This window comes from Ilumatobacter sp., assembly GCF_041688325.1.
Taxonomy (GTDB): Bacteria; Actinomycetota; Acidimicrobiia; order Acidimicrobiales; family Ilumatobacteraceae; genus Ilumatobacter_A.
The window spans coordinates 1-3062 of record NZ_JBDNIJ010000252.1; the positions used below are offsets into that span (position 1 = coordinate 1).

The following is a 3062-nucleotide window of genomic DNA, read 5'->3' on the forward strand; positions in this document are numbered from 1 at the left end:
AGCGGGCATGCTGACGAAGGGCGAATGGTCGGTGTCGAGGTTGACGTGCGTGGTGCACCTGGCCGCGAACACCGCTTGGTGTTCAGGGTGGACCGCACGGTCTTGCAGACAACGGACGTAGGTCGAAGTGATGGTGTCGCGAGGCGTGCCCGTGACGTCTTCGGTCATGGTCGCGCCGGGTTGTGGCGACAGGCGGGGGAGTGCTGCAGCAACGGCCTCAGGTGAGCACGATCCGTACAGCGCAGCGGCGGCGAGCTCGGGGTCGAGCGTCGAGGTGCCGTCGCCATGGAACTGCATCGCCGCGCCGAGGTCGACATCATGTGGGTCAAGCGAGCGCAGGGCACCCATCACAGACTCGCCAGCATTGAGTGCGAACGCTGCGACGTAAACGAGGTGAGCCAGGTCGGAACGACCTGCGGCTGCCTGTGTGATAACCGCCCCGCCGTAACTGTGGCCGACGAGCACGGCGTCGGTCAGTCCGAGGTGATCGAGGGTTACTGCGAGATGTGCAGCGTCATGGTCCAAGCCACCGAGCGGTTCGAGCGATGTGCCGTGACCGGGAAGATCGATTGCATGCGAGGCGACGCCTCGACGATCGAGTTCGGCTTGAAAGGTCGCCCAGCACCAGGCACCGTGCCAGGCTCCGTGGACAAGGACGACCGGCCGACAAGATTCCATCAGACGATGCTGGCACAGCCAGCCAACGCCAGGAGAGTTGCGAGCGCCAGCCCGAATGCCGAGGTCAGCCGTGCGAGAGTATGTTGACTGGCGCTGCTTCGCTGCGCCGCACTCGACCGGTCTGGACCCAGCTTGCGGCGAAGGCCACGACGGCAACGGTTGCAACGATCCTTGTGTCGGACACGTTGCCGATCGATGCGATCGTGATGGCGGCAAGTGCGGCGACCGTGGACAGTACGACAGCCAGTTTGATGGCGGCGATCCAGGTGCGGCGGCTCATTTCCATTTCTCCTTCATAGTGGTCCTGATGCCGAGGACGCCCTGCTCGTGCACTTAGTTGCATATTTGTCATCAGTTCGGCCAAATCGTCACGCAATCGCGCGGCGAGTTCTGACGAGTTATGACGAAGCGATGACGACGATGTCGCTGTTGTGTGACCCAATCACAGCGGTGTCGTTTGTTCTCGCTATCTTGCGGAGATGGCTGACCAGCACGATCCGACGACCCCGCTCGATCTCTTCCGCCTCGACGGGCTGACCGCAATCGTGACGGGAGCATCTTCCGGGCTCGGCGATCGATTCACCCGGGTCATCCATGCAGTCGGTGCCAACGTGGTCGTCAGGGCTCGCCGGGCAGAACGGCTCAAGCAGCTCGCCGGGGAGTTAAATGAGCAACGGCCCGGCGCAGTGAGCGCACTGGTGGTTGCGGCCGACGTGGGAATCGAAGCTGATCGCGAGCGCATCGTGAGCTCGTCGGTCGAACAGTTCGGTCGCGTCGACGTGCTTGTCAATAACGCCGGCGTCGGCGGCAAGGTGGCGATCGAAGACGAAGACATCGAAGTGTTTCGGCGGGCGATGGAGATCAATGTCACGGCGCTGTGGCATCTGGCGAAGTTGAGTGCACCGTCGATGATCGAGTCAGGCGGCGGCGCAATCGTCAACGTCGCGTCGATGCTCGGCCATGTTGCGTCGTCGCCCGTGAAGCAGTCGCACTACAGCGCAAGTAAGGGCGCTGTGGTCAATCTGACTCGTGAGCTTGCAGTGCAATGGGCCCGCAAGGGCATTCGTGTCAATGCGCTCTGTCCCGGCTGGTTCCCGTCTGAGATGACCGAGGGCATGGACACCGACGAAGCGAGCCAGCGGTTCGTGAAGGCGAATACGCCGATTCCGCGAATGGGCGAGGCCCATGAACTCGACGGAGCGCTCTTGCTCCTCGCCGGTCCGGCCGGCACGTTCCTGACCGGACAGAGCCTCATCGTCGACGGTGGGTGGACTGCCCGCTGAGTTGGATCAGTTGATAAACACTGCCCAGACGATTGGGTGAACAACCACCCAGCTAAGAATAAGCAGGATGATCGCGATCGCGGCGAAGTGGTATGACTGGTCACGCGGCGGATTGCCAGCAGCACCGATCGCGTCGTAGAGGGCCTGGATTGGTTGCTGTGTGGTCAGGCGAATCCGTCGCCTGGCAACCGCTGCCGAGTAGAGCACAGTCCACGACAGTCCGAGTAGTAGGAGCGCGAAGAACACGTCGATAACGATGAGCAGGACGTCGTTATCGACGGCATTGCTCACCAGGTGGCTCGTCACCGCGTTCGCTGCGCTGCTGACGAATGCGCCGCCGAGGAGGAACGTCGAGACGCCGATGGGGTTCTCTTTCAACCCTTGCTCGACTCGCGTTGCGTCGAGACGCGCTCGCCGCAACTCGATGTGCTCGTCAGACCCCCAGATCGAGTTGGCCTCTCGGCGCTCGTAGAGCTTGCGGATGTGGGAGACGAGGGTGTTCTTGTATCCCTTGACGATCCAGCGAGTGATGAGTTGCACGACCAACTTGACGATCGGCTTGACGGGGCCCAGGCGCGGCAACTGAACGGGTCGGGCGCCGTTGCGGTCGAGGACTTCGAGACTGCGCATCGCCATCCGGTGCGCCTCCGGGAACTCGTGGGTTCGCCACAGTGGCTTGACCTTGGACAATTCGTTAACGATGTCCTGTTCGACCTTGCCTGGCCCACCGAGTTCTTCGAGAAGCGCACCTTTTTCTTCGGCTGATGAAGCGCGTAGAACGCGGAGCGCGTCGATGCGATCGAGCAGCAGCGGCTCACCCTCTCGTGGTTCGATTGGTTCGGTCCCGAGTCGGCTCTTCTGGGCGTCATCCATCAGCTTCAGAAACTACTGCCTGTCGATTGTGCGGTGGTTACAGCCGGAACGTGTCGTACTTCTGGCCAAATTCGTGGTTCGGTGACGTGAATGCTGGCGCGTCTCGCGATTCAATGGGGATGATGCGTCGTCTGTGGATTGCCCTCGTCGTTCTGACGGCTGGGTGTGGCGCAAGCGGCACCATGACTGGTCCAGCACCTGCGGCGCTTCCAATGGCTCTATCGACCG

5 protein-coding genes are annotated in these 3062 nt (G+C 62.1%); 1 reads left to right on the top strand and 4 read right to left on the bottom strand.

Translation table 11 applies throughout. From position 1 onward, the window contains the following. Together ACH2EI_RS14065 and ACH2EI_RS14070 are read right to left on the bottom strand one after the other, a co-directional pair. Window positions 1–678, bottom strand: a 678-nt coding sequence (locus ACH2EI_RS14065) for an alpha/beta fold hydrolase (protein ID WP_395160493.1), incomplete at its 3' end; no start/stop codon positions are given. Between the two features lie 64 nt (window positions 679–742). Then, on the bottom strand, window positions 743–958 hold the full coding sequence (locus ACH2EI_RS14070; protein WP_395160495.1) for a hypothetical protein: 216 nt from the start codon (window positions 956–958) through the stop codon (window positions 743–745). A 199-nt stretch (window positions 959–1157) separates the two neighbouring features. On the opposite strand from ACH2EI_RS14070, the gene ACH2EI_RS14075 reads away from it, so the two are divergent. Then, window positions 1158–1961, top strand: coding sequence for an SDR family NAD(P)-dependent oxidoreductase (locus ACH2EI_RS14075; protein WP_395160497.1), 804 nt, complete (start codon window positions 1158–1160; stop codon window positions 1959–1961). A 6-nt stretch (window positions 1962–1967) separates the two neighbouring features. Here ACH2EI_RS14075 and ACH2EI_RS14080 read toward each other — a convergent pair whose 3' ends face one another. Then, complete coding sequence (locus tag ACH2EI_RS14080) at window positions 1968–2834, bottom strand: hypothetical protein (RefSeq protein WP_395160499.1); 867 nt, start codon at window positions 2832–2834, stop codon at window positions 1968–1970. A 37-nt stretch (window positions 2835–2871) separates the two neighbouring features. Next, window positions 2872–3062, bottom strand: a 191-nt coding sequence (locus tag ACH2EI_RS14085) for a hypothetical protein (RefSeq protein WP_395160501.1), incomplete at its 5' end; no start/stop codon positions are given.

What these genes read in the sequence shown, in the direction of transcription:
- ACH2EI_RS14080 (WP_395160499.1), bottom strand. Translation starts at nt 2,834, where the DNA reads ATGGATGACGCCCAGAAGAGCCGACTCGGGACCGAACCAATCGAACCA.
- ACH2EI_RS14070 (WP_395160495.1), bottom strand. Translation starts at nt 958, where the DNA reads ATGAGCCGCCGCACCTGGATCGCCGCCATCAAACTGGCTGTCGTACTG.
- ACH2EI_RS14075 (WP_395160497.1), top strand. Translation starts at nt 1,158, where the DNA reads ATGGCTGACCAGCACGATCCGACGACCCCGCTCGATCTCTTCCGCCTC.